19 protein-coding genes are annotated in these 20,944 nt (G+C 60.7%); 13 read left to right on the forward strand and 6 right to left on the reverse strand.

The features are described from left to right. Positions 1 to 118: 118 nt before the first annotated feature. Positions 119 to 1,342: an NADH:flavin oxidoreductase/NADH oxidase family protein gene (locus tag PMI01S_RS25135; protein ID WP_084322816.1), complete on the reverse strand. Its 1,224-nt coding sequence runs from the start codon at positions 1,340 to 1,342 to the stop codon at positions 119 to 121. A gap of 77 nt (positions 1,343 to 1,419) precedes the next feature. Between PMI01S_RS25135 and PMI01S_RS25140 the strand changes: the two genes are divergently transcribed. After that, positions 1,420 to 1,830, forward strand: a complete 411-nt coding sequence (locus tag PMI01S_RS25140) for a MerR family transcriptional regulator (protein ID WP_084322817.1) — start codon at positions 1,420 to 1,422, stop codon at positions 1,828 to 1,830. On the opposite strand, the gene PMI01S_RS25145 is transcribed toward PMI01S_RS25140, so the two are convergent. Next, on the reverse strand, positions 1,814 to 3,355 hold the full coding sequence (locus PMI01S_RS25145; protein WP_084322818.1) for an MFS transporter: 1,542 nt from the start codon (positions 3,353 to 3,355) through the stop codon (positions 1,814 to 1,816). The two genes, PMI01S_RS25140 and PMI01S_RS25145, sit on opposite strands and share 17 nt — an antisense overlap. Positions 3,356 to 3,520: 165 nt before the next feature. On the opposite strand from PMI01S_RS25145, the gene PMI01S_RS25150 reads away from it, so the two are divergent. From PMI01S_RS25150 to PMI01S_RS25160, 3 genes are all read left to right on the forward strand, one after another. Continuing rightward, complete coding sequence (locus tag PMI01S_RS25150; protein ID WP_084322819.1) at positions 3,521 to 4,387, forward strand: LysR family transcriptional regulator; 867 nt, start codon at positions 3,521 to 3,523, stop codon at positions 4,385 to 4,387. A gap of 251 nt (positions 4,388 to 4,638) precedes the next feature. Next, a complete protein-coding gene (locus PMI01S_RS25155; RefSeq protein WP_084322820.1) occupies positions 4,639 to 4,887 on the forward strand; it encodes a type II toxin-antitoxin system Phd/YefM family antitoxin in 249 nt (82 codons plus the stop codon). Continuing rightward, a complete protein-coding gene (locus PMI01S_RS25160) occupies positions 4,877 to 5,158 on the forward strand; it encodes a type II toxin-antitoxin system RelE family toxin (RefSeq protein WP_084322821.1) in 282 nt (93 codons plus the stop codon). The genes PMI01S_RS25155 and PMI01S_RS25160 overlap by 11 nt, the downstream gene beginning before the upstream one ends. Positions 5,159 to 5,331: 173 nt before the next feature. Here PMI01S_RS25160 and PMI01S_RS25165 read toward each other — a convergent pair whose 3' ends face one another. From PMI01S_RS25165 to wecB, 4 genes are read right to left on the reverse strand one after another with little or no spacing between them, the layout of a single operon-like run. Beyond that, positions 5,332 to 6,207: a DUF4434 family protein gene (locus tag PMI01S_RS25165; protein ID WP_084322822.1), complete on the reverse strand. Its 876-nt coding sequence runs from the start codon at positions 6,205 to 6,207 to the stop codon at positions 5,332 to 5,334. After that, positions 6,207 to 9,368, reverse strand: coding sequence for an NfrA family protein (locus tag PMI01S_RS25170; RefSeq protein ID WP_084322823.1), 3,162 nt, complete (start codon positions 9,366 to 9,368; stop codon positions 6,207 to 6,209). Before PMI01S_RS25170 ends, PMI01S_RS25165 begins: the two co-directional genes overlap by 1 nt. Further along, the gene (gene nfrB, locus PMI01S_RS25175) at positions 9,365 to 11,539 is read right to left on the reverse strand and encodes a cyclic di-3',5'-guanylate-activated glycosyltransferase NfrB (RefSeq protein ID WP_084322824.1); all 2,175 of its coding nucleotides are present in this window, start codon (positions 11,537 to 11,539) and stop codon (positions 9,365 to 9,367) included. The genes PMI01S_RS25170 and nfrB overlap by 4 nt, the downstream gene beginning before the upstream one ends. Next, the gene (gene wecB, locus PMI01S_RS25180) at positions 11,536 to 12,690 is read right to left on the reverse strand and encodes a non-hydrolyzing UDP-N-acetylglucosamine 2-epimerase (RefSeq protein WP_084322825.1); all 1,155 of its coding nucleotides are present in this window, start codon (positions 12,688 to 12,690) and stop codon (positions 11,536 to 11,538) included. Before wecB ends, nfrB begins: the two co-directional genes overlap by 4 nt. Here wecB and PMI01S_RS31415 point away from each other — a divergent pair. The 9 genes from PMI01S_RS31415 to PMI01S_RS25220 all read left to right on the forward strand — a co-directional run bounded on the left by PMI01S_RS31415 (position 12,674) and on the right by PMI01S_RS25220 (position 20,898). Further along, on the forward strand, positions 12,674 to 13,267 hold the full coding sequence (locus PMI01S_RS31415) for a hypothetical protein (RefSeq protein ID WP_139273049.1): 594 nt from the start codon (positions 12,674 to 12,676) through the stop codon (positions 13,265 to 13,267). The two genes, wecB and PMI01S_RS31415, sit on opposite strands and share 17 nt — an antisense overlap. A 79-nt stretch (positions 13,268 to 13,346) precedes the next feature. Beyond that, positions 13,347 to 14,906 carry a TerC family protein gene (locus PMI01S_RS25185; RefSeq protein WP_084322826.1) on the forward strand — a complete coding sequence of 520 codons (1,560 nt, stop codon included), beginning with the start codon at positions 13,347 to 13,349 and terminating at the stop codon, positions 14,904 to 14,906. Between the two features lie 374 nt (positions 14,907 to 15,280). Next, a complete protein-coding gene (locus PMI01S_RS25190) occupies positions 15,281 to 16,129 on the forward strand; it encodes a transporter substrate-binding protein (protein ID WP_084322827.1) in 849 nt (282 codons plus the stop codon). A gap of 52 nt (positions 16,130 to 16,181) precedes the next feature. Then, positions 16,182 to 16,844: an amino acid ABC transporter permease gene (locus tag PMI01S_RS25195; protein ID WP_007941741.1), complete on the forward strand. Its 663-nt coding sequence runs from the start codon at positions 16,182 to 16,184 to the stop codon at positions 16,842 to 16,844. A gap of 8 nt (positions 16,845 to 16,852) precedes the next feature. Further along, entirely contained in the window at positions 16,853 to 17,515 is a 663-nt protein-coding gene (locus PMI01S_RS25200) for an amino acid ABC transporter permease (protein WP_084322828.1), read from the forward strand. Beyond that, a complete protein-coding gene (locus PMI01S_RS25205) occupies positions 17,512 to 18,309 on the forward strand; it encodes an amino acid ABC transporter ATP-binding protein (RefSeq protein WP_084322829.1) in 798 nt (265 codons plus the stop codon). The genes PMI01S_RS25200 and PMI01S_RS25205 overlap by 4 nt, the downstream gene beginning before the upstream one ends. Before the next feature lie 43 nt (positions 18,310 to 18,352). After that, positions 18,353 to 18,742 (forward strand): RidA family protein, encoded by a 390-nt coding sequence (locus PMI01S_RS25210; protein ID WP_084322830.1) that lies wholly within the window; start codon positions 18,353 to 18,355, stop codon positions 18,740 to 18,742. A gap of 134 nt (positions 18,743 to 18,876) precedes the next feature. After that, positions 18,877 to 19,641, forward strand: coding sequence for an IclR family transcriptional regulator (locus PMI01S_RS25215; protein WP_084322831.1), 765 nt, complete (start codon positions 18,877 to 18,879; stop codon positions 19,639 to 19,641). A 39-nt stretch (positions 19,642 to 19,680) separates the two neighbouring features. Further along, on the forward strand, positions 19,681 to 20,898 hold the full coding sequence (locus PMI01S_RS25220) for an amino acid deaminase (RefSeq protein WP_084322832.1): 1,218 nt from the start codon (positions 19,681 to 19,683) through the stop codon (positions 20,896 to 20,898). Positions 20,899 to 20,944: the final 46 nt, after the last annotated feature.

Below are 20,944 nucleotides of genomic sequence, written 5' to 3' on the forward strand. Positions count from 1 at the left end.
TTCAACATGGATGTTGGCTGACACGACGCCTTCGCAAGCAAGTCGAATCGTCGCACCGCCGCTCCCACATTTGATCTTCACCAGCCTCACCATCGCCTCGTTCCCACGCCCGCGCCGATTACTTACTCATCGCCTGCCGGTACTGCCGCGTGCGGCGGCCGATGTACACGCGGTCGAGGATCAGCGCCCAGACTGCCGACACGTCGGGCCGCGGCTTGCGTCCACGGCTGAGGCGATGGAGCTGGAATTTCACCACCGCCATGCTCGCCAGCGCGGCCAACGGCTTGCGTTTCCAGCGAATCGGCGGCAGTTGCGGGTGGCTGTTCCGGCCTTCGCGCCAGTGTTTGACCAACTGCGGTTCAAGGGCCAGCGCCGTGCCAATACCGGCCATGGCGATGTCGCTGGCGAGCACCTGCTCGACGATCGCCAGGCGTCGAATTCCGCCTGTCACCATCACTGGCATGCGCGCCACGCTCGCCAGTTCGCCGGCCATCTCCAGAAAATACGCTTCCCGCGCCAGAGTCCGGCCATCGCGCGCCTCGCCTTGCATGGCGGGGGCTTCGTAGCTGCCGCCCGACAACTCCAACAAATCGATCTGCGAATCGTTGAGCCACTGGATCACTTGTCGGGCATCGTCGGCATCGAATCCGCCGCGCTGGAAGTCGGCAGAGTTGAGCTTCACCGCCACACAGAACTGCGGCGACACGGATTGGCGAACGGCGCGGACAACGTCCAGCAGCAAACGTGCGCGATTTTTGAGGGGGCCGCCCCAACAGTCAGTTCGACGGTTAGTCAGCGGCGACAGGAACTGACTGATCAGGTAACCGTGGGCCGCATGAATCTGCACGCCGGTGAATCCGGCTTTTTCAGCAAGCGCAGCGCTGGTGGCGAAGCGCGTGATCACCTCGGCGATATCGTCCTCGGACATCGGTTTGGGTTCGGCAAACATCTTGGAAAATGAGCCGAGATCCAGCGCCACCGCCGAAGGTGCCCACGCTTGCTGGCCGAGGTTGGCCATGGTCTGGCGCCCCGGATGATTGAGCTGCATCCAGAACTGCGCGCCACCGGAACGGCCAATCGTTGCCCATTGGCGAAAGCGTTCCATGTCGCGTTCATCTTCCAGCACCACGCCACCGGGGCCGGTCATCGCACGACGATCGATCATCACGTTGCCGGTCAGCAGTAATCCGGCTTCGCCCCCGGCCCAGGCCTGATACAACCGAAACAGCGCATCGGACGGCGCCTGTCCGGTATCGGCAAGGTTCTCTTCCATCGCCGCTTTGGCAATGCGATTGCCGATGGTCTGGCCGTTGGGCAAATTCAACGCTTGGAAGGGCGACATGCTTGACTCCTCATCAGTGAAGAGCAGAGGCTAAGCTTAAAGTTAACTTTAATGTCAAGCAGGCAAATGAGGCTGAGATGAAGATTGGTGAATTGGCGCAGTTAAGCGGGTTTAACCCGTCGCGTATTCGGTTTTACGAAGCCCAGGGCCTGATCCAGAAAGTGGAGCGCCGGGCGAACGGCTACCGGCATTATCCCGAGCAGGTTTTGCAAACGCTGTACCTCATCCAGTGCGCGCAGCAGGCCGGGTTCAGTCTGGAAGAGTTGAAGCAGTTGATGCCGGACACCGCGACCGGGGAATTCAAGCACGACGAACTGCTGGCGGGGCTCACGCGCAAAGTCGAGCAGATCGAAGAAATGCAGCTGCACCTGGCGCAGAGCAAGGCGAAGCTGTTGGCGGTGATCGACGATATTCAGGCAAAACCCGCCGGCATGGGCTGCGATGCCAATGCCGAGCGGGTGCTGGCTTCATTCAAGCATTCGCGTTGATGACAGCAGCGGAGGGGGCGGGGATCGGATTGCGCATCAGCGTGCCCACCACCAACGCCCCCAGCAAGGCCAGTAAGCCGGCCACCAACAGCAAGAGACTGAAGCCACCGACGAACGCCTGTCGGGCCAACGGTTCGACCGCGTTGCGAGCGGTTTCCGGCAGCAGGCCCAGCGCCGCCGTCATGTCGCCGGCCACCACCCGCGAGGCGATACCCTGAGTCTGGTCGAGCCATTGCGTACCCTGTGCCGACAGACTGGTGCGCAGCAATTGCTCGGTATGACTGGACAGCAATGCTCCGTACACGCCGATAGCCAACACGATGGCGCTGAAGCGCATGGTGGTGCTCATGCCCGACGCCATGCCGGTACGTTCCCGTGGCACGCAGGCCATGATGTTTTTCTGCGTATCGCCATTGAGCAGTCCGGCACCGGCGCCCGTCACGGCAATCGCCAGGGCAAAGGGCAGGTATCCGCCGCTGCTGACCGCCCAGGCGCTCAGCAGGTTGCCGCTTCCTACGAGGGTCAAACCGGTGGCCATCAACGTCGCCGGGGCAAAACGGCCGGCCAGACGCACGCCGATTCGCGGGCAAATCAGCATGGTCAGGGCAAACGGCAACATGCCCAGGCCTGACGCGATGGCCGAGAAACCCAGGCCGTTCTGCAGGTAGAACGGCAGCAGCGTCATCATCACCTGGGCGCAACCGGCATAGGCAAACATACCCAACAGAGCGCCGATGAAGCGCGGGTGTTTGAACAATTGCAGGTCAACCATCGGCCGCTGCTGCATTCGCTCGATCACGACGAACAGACCCAACAACAGCGCGCCGCCGATCATCCGGGCGTAGGTGGTCGGGTTGCTCCAGCCGATCCGGTTGGCCTCGATCAGGCCCCAGATCAGGCACAGCAAACTGGCGCTGAACGCCAGGCTGCCCCACGGATCGAGGCGTGCCGATTGAGGGTCGCGGGATTCCGGCACAGCGCGCCAGACCATCAGCATCAGAAACAGGCCCACCGGCAAATTGAGGTAAAAAATCCAGCGCCAGCCGATGTACTCGGTAATCAGCCCGCCGATGGTCGGCGCAGCGGTCATTGCCACGCCCATGCACGCGCCCCAGAACGCCCAGGCTTTCGCCCGCTCAACTTCATCGTGAAAAGTGTGGCCGATGGAGGCGAGCGCTGAGGTCAGCAACAACGCCGCTCCGACGCCTTTGACCGCCCGTGCGATGTCGAGGAACAACGCCGTGGGTGCCGCGCCGCAACCGATCGAGGCGAGAATGAACAGGCCCAGGCCACAGAGCAGGGTTTTCTGCCGGCCAAAGCGGTCGGCAATGCTGCCTGCCGGTAAAAGCAGGGCAGCGAAGGCGAGCATGTAAGCGCTGACCACCCATTCGATGTCGGCAAAGTTCGCACCCAGGTCCCGGGCGATCGTCGGCAGCGTGACGGCGACAATGTTGGTGTCGAGGACGATCAGCGAACAGACGCCCGATGCTGTCAGCAGTGTCAGGCGAGGACTGACACGGCTCATGATGTGATTGCCTTTTGGGCAAGGCCGTTGATCGCGGAGGCGCTAAGAGGTTTGACGTGCATGACATGGGCTCTCTACTGTGATTGCACCGCGAGCTTATCGCGACCGTTTGGCCTCATTGTTAGCCGGAAAACGGAACTTCATTACCTTTGAGCTAATGCACCGATGGATATACGGCATTTTCGCTATTTTCTGGCCGTTGCCCGGCACGGCAACTTCACTCGCGCCGCCGAACAACTGGGTATCGCGCCGCCGACCCTGACCCGGCAGATCCAGGACATGGAGAACGAACTCGGCACGCGCCTGTTCGTGCGCCAGACACGGGAAGTCAGCCTGACCGAAGCCGGCGCCGCGCTGGTGATCGAAGCCGAGGCGACGGTGCGGCAATTCGAATATGCCCAGCAAAATGCCCAACGCGCCGGGCGGGGGGACATTGGCCATATCGAGTTGGGTTACGTGGCCTCGGCGGTGTACTCGGGTTTGCTGCAAAAACAGGTACAGGCCTTCAGTCGCGAGTGTCCGGACGTCAGCCTGAATGTGCGCGAAAGCCCCATGGTGTCGTTGCCGACGATGGTGCTCGAGGGGCGATTCGACATCGGTTATGTCCGCTCGCCCATGACCTTGCCTGAAGGCCTGGAGGCTATCCGCCTGGATGCCGAGGGCTTTGTGCTGGCGCTGCCGACCGAGTCGTGGCTGTGCCGGTTGACCGAGATCAGCCCGGAGCATTTGCAGGCCGAGACGTTCATCCTTCCGGAGCAGATCAGCGGCACCTTGCAAGTGGCTGCCGAAGGCGGGTTTGCGCCGAAACTGGGCGCGCAACCCGGCGGGCTGGTGGCGGTGCTGGCGTTGGTGTCGCTGGGGCAGGGCGTGGCAGTGGTGCCGGAATCGGTGGTCGGGCATGTTGGATTGCCCGGCGTCCTGTACCGGTCGATCAAGGGCTGTGAGGCGAGCTCGTGGCTGTCGTTGGTTTATCGGCGGTTTGAGAAATCGGCGGCGGTGGTGCGGTATATCGAGCGGGTCAAAAACCGCTGACTACAGACAGGATGTCGACTTTCCCAGCCCTTTTTTCTTCAATGGAAAATTCCTACTCCAACCTGGACATACTCGATTGTGTTTCAGGAAGTACCCGACATTGAACGCGGAAATCAGGAAGCGTGTGGGGTGATACTTTTTGTTCGGTCGTAACGGGTAGCCGTCGCGGCTTTAACGTCGAAGGGTAGAAGCCAGGCACGCTTTGGAGTGCTATTTTTAGCACTTCTTAAAGCACTCTCTGGAGCACCTTCATGACACACATCCTCCTTTCGAATGTTGTAGCGAGCATTTCAGAATTGAAAAAAAATCCGATGGGTACAGTGGCTGCTGGTGGAGGACTGTCTGTTGCGATCCTCAACCGCAATGAGCCGGCTTTCTATTGCGTTCCCGCCAAAGAATACGAAGCCATGATGACCAGGCTCGAAGATCTTGAGTTGATCGCCCTTTGTAAGGAACGTGAAAACGATCCGACCATAAAGGTTTCAATTGATGACCTATGAGTTGGAGTTTTCTGAAAAGGCATGGAGGGAATGGAAGAAGCTCGGTGCAAATCTGCAGGAACAGTTCAAAAAGAAGCTTCAAGAGAGGCTGGTAAACCCTCACGCTCCCGCAGACCGGCTGGGCGGGTTTGGGAATGCGTACAAAATCAAACTGCGTAGCGCCGGGTATCGTCTGGTCTATCGCGTAGTGGATGAAGTGCTGGTCGTAACAGTAATAGCGGTGGGAAAGAGGGAGCGTGGAGCTATTTACAAGGAAGCAAGTGAGCGCTAGCTGTGCGCCGCTGGGGTACAGAACCCGCTTTTATCAGACGAACACCTCAATCCGTGGATGCGCAGTGACCATGCACCTTGACGGCGCTGCTCCTTGGCATTTCCACGCACAGCGTGGGAATGATCACCGATGGCCGTCTTCGCGAGCAGGCTGACGGTCAGACGACTCAGATTCTATTGATGAACATCGCCGACCTGATGCTTGTGCTGGTTGTCGAGAATCACCTTGCCCCACGGTCGATAGCGCAGGGAAAACACCGCCGTAGGGTGACAGCCTGCCGATGTGGCGTCCGGCGTGGCCGGTTCCGCGCGAAACGGTTGGCCCTCGGTGCTGACCTGCCGGAAGGCTTCGCGCACGATGCCGATCGGGCAGGGCAGTGCACTGGCGTAGCCGTTGCGCACCAACGGCGGCAAACGACCGGTGCCGGCACCGTCCTGCCACCACACGTGAACTCCCGCGCTCGCCAGCCCACCCAGCCACTGGCCGTTCACCTGCGGCGCGAGCTTGCCCACATTGAAGGCGCTGACGTGCAACGGTGCGTCCAGTTTGCCGGCGAAATCCTTGAGCTGGCGTTCCAGCGTTTGCCGACGATCCACGGCCAGGAAGTGAAAATCGTCGAGTTCAAGCGGCAGATACCAGCCGCTGACCGGGAGCTTCCAGTCTTTGCGCAGCCGCTGTTGCTGAGCCAGTGACTGGCCGAGCTGCGCCTGCCAGTAAACGGCAAGCCCGGCGCTGTCCAGTTCATCGATGCGCTGGTAATAGGCCGGGTCCATGCGCAAGCCGAGTACCAGCTTCAGGCCTTGTTCATGGGCCAGCTCCAGACTGTTGGCGAGCCAGCCATTCGCGCCGCCGAAGTCCGAATCTCCGTAGGCAGTCCATTGCACGACGACGGTTTGCACGCTGTGTCTGGCGGTGTCTTGCCAGATCCGCCGCCATTGCGCCTGGCTGACACTGGCGTCGACGTTCAGCGGTTGATAGAAAATCTGTTCATCGGCGCGGGCCAGGGTGCTGCTCAGTAGCAGGCAAAAAACGAGTAGAAATCGCGTCATCAGAAATTCAACTCCACGCCCAGCAGCACGCCGTTGCCGCCGTCATACAGATTACCGCTCAGGGATTGCTGGTATTCGGTACGCACCGTCAGGTGCGCGCGGTAAGCGTTGTAGATGTCGTCGTCGAACCACCATTGCCAACGCAGGCCGATACCGGTGCGCAGGTCCTGGCGCCAGTCGTTGCTCGGGTCCTGTGTGGCGAACTCGAGAAAGCCGTAAGGCATGATGGTTTGTGCGCCATTGAACGGCAGCTTCCAGGTGTGACCTTGCTGGAATCGCGACAGCCATTGGTGATCACCGGCCTTGGTCCACCACGCCGCGTCGAGGTAGAGGAAGCGTTCTTCCCAGTCGTTTTCATCGACGCGCCAATCGTTGCGGAATCGCCCCTGATCGAGGAATGACGCGGTGGCGCGCAGCAGGTAATCGGTGCTGGTGTGACCGTCCTGGCGGTGGTCGTTGAACTGGTCGGCCAGCTTTTCGGGGATGAGCAGTTGACCCAGGCTCAGATGCTGATTGTCGTTGTCATTGAACGTGCTTTGCTTGTAGATCTCGCCGTAGAAGTTGATGTTCGCGGTGCCCCACGGTTTGTAGCGCAGACCGACGCCGGTGCCGAGGGATTCGCCATAGCTCGATCGGCCCTGCCCACCGAGCAACACGCGGCCGTAGAGTGACAACGCGCTACCGGCGCGACTCGGTTCTTCTCCGAGCGCATGGTCCCAGATGGCCACTTGCACATTCTGCGAGGTGGCGCGACGTGACGAGTCGCGAAGGGTGCCATTGGGGCGGAAACTGTCGTTGGTCGAGACCCCGGCCGGCGACCAGGTGCTGGCGAGCGTGCGGCTGTCGCGGCGGGACAGGGTTTCGTGAGCGCGGCGCTGGCGATAGCGGCGGGCTTCCATGCTGCCGTCCTCATCGTCGGCGGCGATCGGGTGCTGTTCCAGGTCAATGACCCGACGCAATTCCTTGCGCGCCGCCGCGCTGTCTCCGGCTTCGTCATAACGCAGGGCGAGGGTTTCGCCGAGGCGATAGTCTTCCGGGAAATCCCGGGTAGCGCTTTGCAGGTACGGGAGGGCGTGGGCGCGCTGTTCTTTCGTGTCAGCCCCGGCGAGACGCATGCCGTAATCGGCACGGTACCGCGGGTTGTTCGGTTCGCGGCGCACGGCTTCGGCCAGCCACGTGGTGCTTTGCTCCAGCTCGCCGGCCTTCTGCGCGGTGACCGACGCCGCATAAAAATGACCGGCATCCGGCGCCTGTTGCAAGGCTGAACGTTGACGCTGCAACGCCTCTGCATGATCGCCGCGGGCGTCGGCAACCGCTGCACCGAGCGACCATTCATTGGCGCCTCGGGCTTGGCTGCGTTGCCAGTAACGTTCTGCGGCTTGAGGGTCACCAGCGGTGAGGGCGCTGCGACTGGCCGTCAGTTTGGCGTTGTCGCTCAGTTCGGCATCCGCGAAGCTGCGCCAGATGACCAGGGCGCCTGAGGAATCTCCGGCCGCCTCCAATGCATAAGCCAGCGGCAGACGGCTGCCACGGTCGCCGAGTTTTTCGGCGCTCTGATAGTAGACGACGGCTTCACCCGGTCGATCCGGCATGGCGCAGCGGCCCAGGGCGCGATAGTCGCCTGCGACCTGCGGGTGGTCGCCGATGGCTTGTTGCACCACTTTGCACTGACCCTTTTCCGCCAGTTGCGCCAACAGTTGGCCGCGAGTCGCGGGGTCGACGCGCTTGAGCAGCGACACCATGCGTTGCTGTTGCGCCGGGGTAGTCGTCGATGAAGCATAGAGCCCCGCCAGCCGTTGCAGCATGGCCACGGGCAACTTGCCGCCGTGACGATCGTAGGCGCTTTCAAGCAACTGTTGCGCGTGTTCGCGCTGGCCGGCGTTGAGCGCCAGATACGTTGCCTGATTGAGTGAACCGAGGTTGCCGGTCTGCTGGTAATGCCGCTCCCAAAGCGTTGCCGCTTCGGTGTTGCGCCCCAACGCCTGAACCAGTTCGGCTCGACGCTTCACCACGTCAGCGGTCTGTGGTTGGTCGGCGAGCCAGGCGAGCACTTTGTCGCTCTGGCCCTGGTCTTGCCAGATATCCAGCAGTTGGGCCTGTCGGCGGCTATCCCAGGGTTCCGGCAGCCGCGTGCTTTGCAGCAGCTCGGTGGCTTGCAGGCGCTGGGCCAGGATCAGCCAGGTTTGCGGTTCGTCGCTCGGTGGGCAGTTGTGCAATTGTGTGCGTGCGGCTTCCGGATCGCGACCGGACAGCCATTCGGCCGTTTCCAGGCACGGACGCTGCAATTCGCCACTCAAGCGTTGCACGGTCGGCACATCGCCGGTCTGTCGCGCCAGTTCCCACAGACGCTGGCGTTGCGCCGGATCAGCCAGATCGCTGGCCGGCAACGTTTGAATCCAGCGCTGGGCCTGCTTGACGTCACCCATGGCGATCGCCCGGTCGACCATGGCAAGGCGCACCGTGCGCGCCGCTTCGGGTGTCGGTGCCTGTTGCAGCAATTGCTGCAACGGCTGTTCGTCGAGACGTTGCACATAGGCATTGGCCAGTCGCTTCCAACCCTCGGCGTCCAGTTGCTTGCTGGCGGCCAGTGGCGCCAGTTGCTCGATGGTGCCGTCCCAGTCGCGCAATTGTTCGGACCAATTGGCGCGAGCCTCGCGCAGGATATTGTCGTCCCCCTTGGGCGCCAGTTGCGCAAGCCAGTCGTGGGCCCGGCCTGCGCCACCAAACCTGGCCAGGCTAAGGCTGTAGGCCTGCCACAGGCGTACACGCTGATTGAGGTTGCTGGTCGTCAGCCATTGTTCCACCTGCTCGCTGCTCGGCGGATCCTGTTCGATCCAGGTCAGGCGCAGGTTGAGCAGGGCGTCGTTGTTATCCGGATTGTCCGGCAGCGCTTGCACCGCATCCTTGTAACGCCGCTGCCTGGCCAGCGCTTCCACCAGCATTGCCCGGGCTTCATCGTTGTTCGGCACTTTGGTCAGCAGGTGGCGCATCAGCCGCTCGACTTCGGCCCAGTTACCTTTTTTCGCCTCGCGGTAACTGCGATCCATGTAGGGGAAACTGCGGAACTGTTCGAACTCGGTCAGTGGTTCAGCGTGTATGGAAAAGGTACTCAGGCTCAGTAACAGGCTGGCGATCAGAAGGGCATGACGATCAGGCTTCATGCGACCTCCCGGACAATGCGGTAGGCGGCCTGCTGTTCGCTGGCCTGATCGGCCAGGGCCTGTTCGAGAATGTCCTGAGTGATCATGCCGCGCGAGATCAGGTGTTCGCCCAGGGACATGTGCTCGGCATCGAAGTCGATCAACGCCTGATTGAACAGGCTCGGCGGGACCATGCCGCGCACTTGCAGCAGGTTGCCCAACAGCACTTGGTGATGACTGACGCGTTCGAGCAAGGCTTCATCGTCCTGATGACGCTCAAGCACTTCGAGCATGTGGTGAACTTCCTTATTCTGACGGGGGCTGGCGCACCAGTAGCGGATGCCCAGCGTGACCCGGCCCTGAGGCGCGAGGCGGCAGCGCACCGGGCGTTTCAATTGACGACTGATGGCGCCTAGGGAGACCTGGCTCACCGGGCCTTCGGAGGCGAGCACCAGTGTATTGCCGTCCTCAGCCACCGGCAGCACGCCGTAGTGGGAGGCGATCTTGCGCGGCACGGCGTCGATCAGACGTTTGTCGAGTTTGAACGGATTCAACGGTGCCCATTCAAGGCCCAGTTGTTCGGCAAGGGTTTCTACCAGTTGCGTGCTGTTGATGTGTTCGCGAAGCAGCAGCTCGTGGCCCAGACGCCGGCGTATCGGGCTGGTGATCGCCGCTTCCAGTTGTTCTTCGGTGAGCAGGCCTTTTTCCACCAGACGATGACCTAGCGGCGTGCGGTGGGTCTTGGTCAGGGCCGGGAATTCGTGGGTTGTCTTGTCCCACGCCACGCGGCGCGAATCACCCATTTCCATGACCTGGCGCAGCGCCCGCACGTTGGCGAAGAAGTTGATGAAGTTGCTCCATATCGTGCGCGGTGTCGACAGCAGGCCTTCGACCAGTCCGTAGTAACGGGTGACGAACCAGCCACGCTGAAACAGCCGATTGATCAACATCAACCCGTTGAGCCACAAGAGCGCCGCGAGTACCGGACTGGTGGACAGGATCGACGGATAGTGCCAGGCGGTCGGTGCAATTACCGTCAACAGCCACATCGCCAGCAGCACGAGGCACAGCAGGCTGACCAGGAAAGTCAGCAGGTAAGTGATCATGCCGCGACGGTCACGCCAGAGGAAATAGTTGAGCAGGCCCCTGGGGCTCCAGCCGAGGTTCTTGGTGCCTTGAAAAACGATGCCGACGATCCAGCGGGATTTCTGGCGGATGGCCTGCTGAAAATCCCGGGGGAAATGCTCGCGAACGCAGATCACCTGGGAAAACACACGGTCCATGCCGAACGCCCATGGCTGTTCGAGCGCCAGTTTCGGGTCGGTCACCGAGTAGCGCGCAAAGATGCACTTCATGCCTTTTTGCTTGAGGCGGAAACCGATGTCGTAGTCTTCGGTCAGGCTCTGCACGTCGAAGGCAATGCCGTCGCCGTCTTCGAGCAGGGCGCTGATGGCTTTACGGCTGAAGCAGGTGCCGACCCCGGCGCTGGGCACTTGGCCGGTCAAGGCTTCGCGGACGATCACGTCCTTGCCGTGGTTCTCGGCGAACTCGTCGACATAATGACCGGCGGTGAAGCCTCGCCACTCCGGCGCATAGGGATAGACCGGAATCTGGATCAGGTCCTTGGCCGGCAGCAGATAGTTGAAGAGGCGCAATTCCATTGGCGAAATCACGTCTTCGGCATCGTGCAGAATGAACCCGGCAAACTGGATTTTCGCCTCGCTTTCAAAGCGCAGGATCGCGTCGATGACATTGTTCAGACAGTCGGCCTTACTGGTCGGGCCGGGACGGGCGCAGACCACTTTGTGCACGTTGGGATAGTGCTGGCAGACCGCATCGACGTCGGCCTGCGTCTCGGCATCGTTGGGGTATGTACCGACGAAAATCTGATAGTTCTCGTAATCGAGGGTCGACGCCGCGAGACGCGCCATCTCGCCCACCACACCCACTTCGTTCCATGCCGGAACCATGATTGCCAGCGGTTTTTCGGCAATGGCGTACAGGCGCTCTTCGTCCGCGCGCTTGAATTTTTCATAGATTCGCCAGCGCCGGACCAGCTTGCGTCCCCAGTACACGAGATCGATGAACAGGTCATCGAGACCGAGGAGGAACATCAACAACGCGAGGACGATCGCGAGGTATTTGAGACCGAACAGGACGTAGGCAAAAAAATCGACTAAATCGAAACTCATCGTGCTTTGACCGCTGCCGAGCGCTCGCTCAACCACTGGCACAGTCGGGTGGCGATGCGTTCGCTGGCATGGCCGTCGCCATAGGGGCTGTGGACACGACTCATGCGTTCGAAGTGAGCTTCGTCATCCAGCAGCAGGCAGCTTTGCTTGACGATGCGGTCGGTGTCCGTGCCCACCAGCAACACGGTCCCGCCTTCAAGCACGGAAGGCCGCTCGGTGACATCGCGCAGCACCAGCACCGGCTTTCCGATGGCCGGGGCTTCTTCCTGGACACCACCGGAGTCGGTGAGGATGAAATGCGCACGGCCCATCAGCCAGACGAAATGCTGGTAGTCCTGTGGCGCCACCAGGTAAATGTTCGGCTTGTCCGACAGCACGCCATACACTGCTTTCTGCACCTGCGGATTGAGGTGCACCGGGTAGACGAATTGCACATCGGGGTAGCGCAGCGCGAGGTCGGCAAGGGCCAGGCAGATATTGCGGAAACCGTCGCCGAAATTCTCCCGGCGGTGGCCGGTGATCAACACCATGCGTCGATTATCGTCGAGCACCGCCAGGGGCGAGTCGGCGGCCGGATGCCAGTTGATCTCCTGTTGATGCGTGCGCATCCACAGCAGCGCATCGATCACCGTATTGCCGGTGACTTCAACAGTGGCTTTGGACACGCCCTCACGCAGCAGGTTGTTTTCACCCTTGGTGGTCGGGGTGAAATGCAGGTCGGCGAGGACGCAGGTCAGGCGTCGGTTGGCTTCTTCCGGCCAGGGCGCACGCAGGTTACCGGTACGCAGGCCTGCCTCGACGTGGCCGATGGGCAACTGCCGATTGAAAGCGGCGAGGGCGGCGATGAAACTGGTGGTGGTATCACCGTGGACCAGCACGATGTCAGGTTTCACCCGCTCGTAAGCCTGATCGAGATGAGCCAGCAGTTGCTGGGAAAGGCCGTTGAGTGTCTGACCCTGAGTCATGACCTGCAGATCATCGTCGACCGTCAGTTCAAAGGAATCCAGTACTTGCTTGAGCATCTCCCGGTGCTGACCGGTGGAGCAGATGTTCAATTCGACCCCGGGCCATTGACGCAGCACTCTGGCGAGCGGCGCCATCTTGATGGCCTCCGGGCGAGTGCCGAAAACCATCATGATCTTGAAAGACATTGACCCTCCAGGGATGCGACAAGGCGCTGGCTCCAGGCCGGCAGCGCTACTTCTGTTACTGGAACATGAATCAAAACAGCCGCATCGAGGGTTGTCCAATACGGTTTTACGCTTGATTGATGTCGATCATTGTAACGAATGCACGGTGGATAGTGGCTATTGGATCGCACCTGCTCGCAAGGAAGTCGCTTCCTTGGATGATGTTTCGTTTCTCGGCAAAAACGCACCGATTGTGAACCTGATACCCGCGCCCGTAGCCAACGACAGCGCTTCTCCATCGGCACCTTTCGTAGCACTCGCACAGGATTTTGTGAGCGCCGACGATCCGATGCGGGAGCGAGACCGGCTGCCGGCGACGACGGCGGAAAAACAATGTAAATCCGGATGTTCTACAGATTTTGTAATGATTTCTGACTGTAGGAAAAGTCCCTTGCACCTGTACGCTCCAAGGCCTTTTTCCTTTCAGGATTTGCATGAACACCCTCTCGGAGCCCCCCAGTTACCCTTCCTTCCCGTGCTACCGCGCGGTGTTGATGCACGCGAAGCATCCGGTCTTCCGACTTCTGAATACCTTTGACATTGCAGCCCCACGGCCTCTGCGCCGCGACTTGCCGTGCCCGGCATTCTGAATTCACTGAACAGATCGAGACGTTTTTATGGAATGGATAGTTGACCCCACTGCGTGGCTGGGCCTGTTGACGCTGATCGTGCTGGAGCTGGTGCTCGGCATCGACAACCTGGTGTTTATCGCGATCCTTGCGGACAAACTGCCGCCCGAACAGCGCGACCGTGCGCGCCTCATCGGTTTGTCCCTGGCTTTGCTGATGCGCCTGGGACTGCTGGCGAGCATTTCCTGGCTGGTGACCCTGACCCAGCCGCTGTTCGAGGTGTTCGACCATAGTTTCTCCGGCCGCGACCTGATCATGTTGTTTGGTGGTGTGTTCCTGTTGTTCAAAGCGACCATGGAGTTACACGAACGACTGGAAGGGCATGTCGGCGAGCGTTCTACCGGTACGACTTACGCACTGTTCTGGCCGATCGTTGCGCAGATCGTCGTACTCGATGCAGTGTTCTCCCTCGACGCGGTGATCACAGCCGTGGGCATGGTCGATGAACTGGCAGTCATGATGATCGCGGTGATCATTTCCATTGGCCTGATGATCGTCGCCAGCAAGCCGTTGACCCGTTTCGTCAATGCACACCCGACGGTAATCATGCTGTGCCTGGGCTTCCTGATGATGATCGGCTTCGCGCTGACCGCCGAAGGCCTGGGCTTCCACATTCCGAAGGGTTACCTGTACGCCGCCATCGGTTTCTCGATCCTGATCGAGGTCTTCAACCAGATCGCCCGGGCCCGACGCAAGAAGTCCATGCAAGGCCTGCGGCCGATGCGCGAACGCACGGCCCACGCGGTGCTGCGTTTGCTCGGCGGGCGCAAACTGGCGGCGGAAGAAGTCGACGAGGACATTGCGGACTTGCTGGAAAACGGTGAGGCGCCAACTGAAGTGCTGTTCGACCGACGTGAGCGGGTGATGATCAGCGGCGTGCTGCAACTGGCCGAGCGGCCGATTCGCACGTTGATGACCGTGCGCGCTGATGTCGATCACATCGACCTGTCCGACGATGCCGAAACCATTCGTACACGGCTGATGCATTCTTCCTGCTCGCGCTTGCCGCTGATCCGCGACGGTGCGGTGGATGAGCCTCTGGGCTTCGTGCATAAGAAGGAACTGCTCAAAGAATACCTGGCCGGCAACGAACCTGACCTGGAACAACTGGCGCGCAAGGCTATCAACTTGCTGGACAGTTATTCGATCCTCAACGCCCTGGAGCAAATGCGGCAAGCCTCGACGCACATTGCTTTCGTGGTCAATGAATTCGGCGACTTCGTTGGGGTGCTGACCATGACTGACATTCTGGAGTCGATTGCTGGCGAATTACCCGACGCCAGCGAAATCGAAGGCCCGGATGTGGTCGAGGACAATGGCGGCTTCCTGGTCGGCGGCGCATTGAATCTGATGCGGGTGCGCCAGCGCACCGGGTTTGCGGCGGAACCGACCGACGATTACCAGACCTTGGCCGGCTTGGTGATGAGCTTGATGGACCGATTGCCGATGATCGGTGACAGCCATGAGTGGGAAGGCTGGCATTTGACGGTGGTGGCGGTTGAAGAGCGCCGGGTGACGCGGGTCAGGTTGAGGCGGCTCGACGGGTAATTTGCTGCGTGGCTGATGGCCCCTTCGCGAGCAAGCCCGCTCCCACATTAGGAATGCATTTCCCTGTGAGAGCGGGCTTGCTCGCGAAGGCAATTTCCTACACCCCGCGTGTCTCAAATCCTTGCCGCGTTCAGGAGCACGCATGCACCAACTGTGAACCTGATACCCGCCCCCGTAGCCAACGGTAGCGTTTTCCCATCAGCACCCTCCGTTACCCCCTCCGCGCAGTTTTTTACGCATCCCTCTGATTCGAAACACTTTTCAATTTCTCCAGCATTCGCCCCACAACCTGTGGCACACTTTCTGCTGTCTATTCCGTTGTTACATACCTAGTTCCGGTATAGCGGAATAAACATCATCCTGGAGTGCTTGCCATGCATCGCCGACCTTCCTTGTTTAAAGCGTGTGTTTCTCTCTTTGCGGCTTCGGCTGCTGCCGTGGGTGTGGCCCAGGCGGCGGACAGCAAGCTCGATAGCGTGTTGGCCCGCGGGAAACTGATCGTGGGTACGGGCAGTACCAACGCGCCGTGGCATTTCCAGGGAGCGGATGGCAAGTTGCAGGGTTTTGATATCGATATCGGGCGGATGGTCGCCAAAGGGCTGTTCAACGACCCGAGCAAGGTCGAGTTTGTGGTGCAGTCGTCCGATGCGCGGATTCCCAACCTGCTGACCGACAAGGTCGACATGAGCTGCCAGTTCATCACCGTGACCGCCAGCCGTGCCCAGCAAGTGGCGTTCACGCTGCCGTACTACCGCGAAGGTGTCGGCCTGCTGTTGCCGGCGAACAGCAAGTACAAGGAAATCGAAGACCTGAAGGCCGCCAATGACAGCGTGGCCGTGGCGGTGCTGCAGAACGTATACGCCGAAGAGTTGGTGCATCAGGCGTTGCCCAAAGCCAAGGTCGATCAGTACGACAGCGTGGACCTGATGTACCAGGCCGTGAACTCCGGCCGTGCCGACGCCGCCGCCACCGATCAGTCGTCGGTGAAATACCTGATGGTGCAGAACCCCGGCCGCTATCGCAGCCCGGCCTACGCCTGGAGCCCGCAAACCTACGCCTGCGCCGTCAAGCGCGGCGATCAGGACTGGCTGAACTTCGTCAACACCACCCTGCATGAAGCCATGACCGGCGTTGAGTTCCCGACTTACGCGGCGTCCTTCAAACAGTGGTTCGGTGTCGATCTGCCGACTCCAGCCATCGGTTTCCCCGTCGAATTCAAATGATCCCGTGAGAGCGGGGCGGTGATGAATCGCCCCGCTCAAGGTACTGCTGACCATGAACTATCAGTTGAACTTTGCCGCCGTGTGGCGCGATTTCGACACTTTGCTGGCGGGGCTCGGTCTGGGCCTTGAGCTGGCGCTGGTGTCGATCGCCATCGGCTGCGTGATCGGCCTGCTGATGGCGTTTGCCTTGCTGTCGAAGCATCGCGCGTTGCGGGTGCTGGCCTCGGTGTATGTGACGGTGATCCGTAACACGCCGATTCTGGTGTTGATTCTGTTGATTTACTTCGCCTTGCCGAGTCTCGGCATTCGTCTGGACAAGATCCCGTCGTTCATCATCACCCTGTCGCTGTACGCCGGGGCTTACCTGACGGAAGTGTTCCGTGGCGGCTTGCTGAGCATTCCCAAGGGGCAGCGCGAAGCCGGGTTGGCGATCGGCCTGGGCGAGTGGCAGGTCAAGGCCTACGTCACTGTTCCGGTGATGCTGCGCAATGTGTTGCCGGCGCTGTCGAACAACTTCATTTCGCTGTTCAAGGACACCTCGCTGGCGGCGGCGATTGCCGTGCCGGAGCTGACCTATTACGCGCGCAAGATCAATGTCGAGAGCTACCGGGTGATTGAAACCTGGCTGGTGACCACAGCGCTCTATGTTGCGGCCTGTTACCTCATTGCCATGATGCTGCGTTACCTCGAGCAGCGTCTGGCGATCCGCCGATAGGAGGCCCCATGTACGAATCACCCAGTTGGTTGCATGAGTTGTGGGTTGCCCGCGAAGTGTTGTGGCAAGGCTTTCTGACCAGTGTGCAGGTGTCGGCCCTGGCGATTTTGCTGGGCACGATGCTCGGCATCGTTGCCGGTCTGGTGCTGACCTACGGCAAGTTCTGGATGCGCGCGCCGTTCCGTTTTTACGTGGACATTATTCGCGGCACGCCGGTGTTTGTGCTGGTGCTGGCCTGCTTCTACATGGCGCCGGCGCTTGGCTGGCAGATCAGCGCGTTCCAGGCCGGTGCACTGGGGCTGACGCTGTTTTGCGGTTCCCACGTCGCCGAGATTGTGCGCGGTGCGCTGCAAGCGTTGCCGAGCGGGCAGATGGAAGCGAGCAAGGCGATTGGCCTGACGTTTTTCCAGTCCCTCGGCTACGTGCTGTTGCCCCAGGCATTGCGGCAGATCCTGCCGACCTGGGTCAACTCATCCACCGAGATCGTCAAGGCCTCGACGCTGTTGTCGGTGATCGGTGTGGCCGAGTTGCTGCTCAGCACCCAGCAGATCATCGCCCGGACGTTCATGACCCTCGAGTTTTACCTGTTCGCCGGATTTCTGTTTTTCGTCATCAACTACGCCATCGAATTACTCGGCCGGCACATTGAAAAGCGGGTGGCCTTGCCATGACTCAACCTCAAGTTTCGAACGCTCAAAACGCTCAGCCCCTGCTGGACATCCGCGGGCTGCACAAAAAGTATGGCCAGCTCGAAGTGCTCAAGGGCGTTGACCTGACAATGCAGCGCGGCAACGTGGTCACGCTGATCGGTTCCAGCGGTTCAGGCAAGACCACGCTGCTGCGCTGCGTGAACATGCTCGAAGAGTTCCAGGGCGGGCAGATCATGCTCGATGGCGAATCCATCGGCTATGACGAGGTCAACGGCAAACGCGTGCGGCACCCGGAAAAGGTTATTGCCCGGCATCGTGCGATGACCGGCATGGCGTTCCAGCAGTTCAATCTGTTCCCGCACCTGACCGCGTTGCAGAACGTCACCCTCGGTCTGCTCAAGGTCAAGAAGCTGCACAAGGACGAGGCCGTGGCCCTGGCGGAAAAATGGCTGGAGCGGGTCGGCCTGCTGGAGCGACGCGATCACTATCCGGGTCAGTTGTCCGGCGGTCAGCAACAGCGTGTGGCGATTGCCCGGGCGATCGCGATGAACCCGAGCCTGATGCTGTTCGACGAAGTCACCTCGGCCCTCGACCCGGAACTGGTAGGCGAAGTGCTGAGCGTGATCAAGGGCCTGGCCGAGGATGGCATGACCATGCTGTTGGTGACCCACGAAATGCGCTTCGCCTTCGAGGTCTCGGACAAGATCGTTTTCATGAATCAGGGGCGGATCGAAGAGCAGGGGCCACCCAAGGAGCTGTTCGAACGCCCGCAGTCACCGCGTCTGGCGGAATTCCTCAAGAACACGCGGTTCTGATTTTTTTTAAAAGCACTTCACTTTCAAATCAGGAGAAACACTCATGAGCATTACTCGTTACGGCACCGGCAGCACCGCCGCTGGCGGTCAGCCTCGCCCTTTCGCCCGCGCCGTTGAAGCCGATGGCTGGCTGCACGTTTCCGGGCAGGTGCCGGCGGTGGACGGCGAGATCATTGCTGGCGGCATCGTCGAGCAGACTCACCAGACCATGAAGAACCTGATCGCGATTCTCGAAGAGGCCGGTTATGGCCTGGAAGACGTGGTGCGGGCTGGCGTGTGGCTGGAGGATCCGCGGGATTTCACCAGTTTCAACAAGGTCTTCTCCGAGTACTTCAAACCCGAGCACGCCCCGGCCCGGGCCTGCGTGCAGGCGAACATGATGGTTGATTGCAAGGTCGAGATCGACTGCATCGCGTACAAGAAAAAGGCCTGATTATCGATGGCTCTTGTAGGAGCTGCCGAAGGCTGCGATCTTTTGTCGTTTTTTGGACATGCTGCAAGGGCAAGATCAAAAGATCGCAGCCTGCGGCAGCTCCTACAGGTCGAATTTGTATGGGAACCACTGAAATGACCGAAGACACCATCAAGCGCCGGGCTCGCGGTCTGGACCGGGCGTTCGATATCCTCGATTTCCTCAAGGAGATCGGCCAGCCCCTGCGTCCGAATGAAATCGCCAGCGGCATCGGCAGCCCCAAATCCACGGTATACGAACTGGTGGCCTCGCTGCTGGAGCGGCGGATCCTCGAACCTGTGGGCAAGGAAGGACATGTCTACCTCGGCCGTCAGCTGTACTTCCTCGGCCAGGCGCACTTGCGCCATTTCGACCTCACTCGCGAGGCCGATCATGCCTTGCAGGAGATCGTCAGCCAGACCCACGAAACCGCGCAGATGTGCCTGCTCAACGGGCGTAAATACACCGTGGCCCTGATGAGAGAGGGCGAGCGGCATTTCCGCATTTCCTCGGACATCGGCGAGAACGCACCGATTCCCTGGACCGCCTCTGGACGCCTGCTGCTGGCGCACCTGAGCGACCAGGCAATCATCGACCTGATCGACCACGATGACTTCATCCTGCCCAACGGCGAACGCCTGCCGCTGGAGCAGTTTCTCGGTGAAATCCGTCAGGCCGGCATCGATGGGTTTTTCTCCTTCGATAGCGTCGCCGACACCTTCACCCATTGCTTTGCCGCCCCGGTCAAAGACCCGAACGGCATCGCCATTGCGACCCTGTGCATCGTCGCGCCACGGGCCGACGCCAAGAACAATTACAACGACTATCGCCGGGTGCTGATCGACAGCGCCAACAGCCTCGCCCGGCGTATCAACGAATAACAGCGGCTGCCTGCGGCCGCGAATGTGAGGAGTTCGACCATGTCTACTGCCCAAAATACTGCCGCCGTGGAAAAGGGCTTTGCCCAGACCGGTGCCAACCTGGTACGCGACGTCAGCCTGCCGGCGCTGGTGCTGCACCGCGAAGCGCTGGAGCACAACATTCGCTGGATGCAGACGTTCGTCAGCAACAGCGGTGCCGAGCTCGCGCCGCACGGCAAAACCAGCATGACCCCGGCACTGTTTCGTCGTCAGCTGGACGCTGGCGCCTGGGGCATCACCCTGGCCAGCGCCACGCAAACCCGTGCGGCGTATGCCCACGGCGTGCGCCGGGTGCTGATGGCCAACCAACTGGTCGGCACGCCGAACATGGCGCTGATCGCGGATTTGCTGGCGGACCCGACGTTCGACTTCCACTGCATGGTCGATCATCCGGACAACGTCGCAGACCTCGGCGCTTACTTCGCTTCGCGCGGTGTGCGCCTGAACGTGATGATCGAGTACGGTGTGGTCGGCGGTCGTTGCGGTTGCCGCACGGAACAGGAAGTGCTCGCGCTGGCCAAGGCCATCAATGCTCAACCGGCTTTGGCGCTGACGGGCATTGAAGGCTACGAAGGCGTGATCCATGGTGATCATGCCGTCACCGGCATCCGTGAATTTGCGGCGTCGTTGGTGCGTCTGGCGGTGCAGTTGCAGGACAGCGGCGCGTTCGCGATTGCCAAGCCGATCATCACCGCGTCCGGTTCGGCCTGGTATGACCTGATCGCCGAATCCTTTGAAGCGCAGAATGCCGGCGGGCGTTTCCTCAGTGTATTGCGCCCCGGCAGCTACGTGGCGCACGACCATGGCATCTATAAAGACGCGCAATGCTGCGTGCTCGAGCGCCGCAGCGATTTGCACGAAGGGCTGCGTCCGGCGCTGGAAGTCTGGGCTCACGTTCAGTCGTTGCCGGAGCCGGGGTTCGCAGTGATCGCCCTGGGCAAGCGCGATGTGGCTTATGACGCCGGTCTGCCGGTGCCGCTGCTGCGTTACAAGGCGGGTGTGGTGCCGGCGATGGGCGACGATGTCAGCGCCTGCAAGGTGACGGCGGTGATGGACCAGCATGCGTTCATGACGGTGGCGCCGGGTGTTGAGTTGCGGGTGGGCGATATCATTTCGTTCGGGACTTCGCACCCGTGCCTGACGTTCGACAAGTGGCGGACCGGGTGTCTGGTGGATGAGCAGCTGAATGTCATCGAGACCATGGAAACCTGTTTCTAAGGTTCAGACCGAGGTGCGGCCATCGCCAGCAAGCCGGCTCCTACAA

The sequence above is a fragment of the Pseudomonas migulae NBRC 103157 genome (genome assembly GCF_002091715.1).
In the GTDB taxonomy this organism is placed as follows: domain Bacteria; phylum Pseudomonadota; class Gammaproteobacteria; order Pseudomonadales; family Pseudomonadaceae; genus Aquipseudomonas; species Aquipseudomonas migulae_A.